The sequence below is a fragment of the Pseudoalteromonas sp. MER144-MNA-CIBAN-0113 genome, assembly GCF_040308965.1.
Classification (GTDB): domain Bacteria; phylum Pseudomonadota; class Gammaproteobacteria; order Enterobacterales; family Alteromonadaceae; genus Pseudoalteromonas; species Pseudoalteromonas tetraodonis.
On the sequence record NZ_JBEOOG010000360.1, the window covers coordinates 1 to 271 of the forward strand.

Genomic DNA, 271 nt, shown 5'->3' on the forward strand with positions numbered 1-271 from the left:
GTATAATCTATACCAATTTTATTAAACTAAAAAGGGAGCATTTAAATGCTCCCTTTTTTATACTTTTAAAAACGCCATTGCGCATTTAGCATTATTTGCTGCTGCGAGATTCGTTCATTAAATCCAATTGGCTCTCTATTTTTTGCAGCACTTTTAAGTGCAGAACCTTCAACCCCTATTTGTAGTTTATTAGTGAGCTGGTAGCGCCATGTTGCGGTTAAGCCTTCCCCATTGCTGGCATTAGGGTCAAACGCAGTTGTGTCGTTGTCAG

Annotated in this window: 1 pseudogene; it reads right to left on the reverse strand. The window is 38.7% G+C overall.

The window, feature by feature from the left end:
* Positions 1-65: 65 nt before the first annotated feature.
* Positions 66-271: pseudogene (locus AAEY57_RS20045) on the reverse strand (hypothetical protein); the annotation flags it as partial.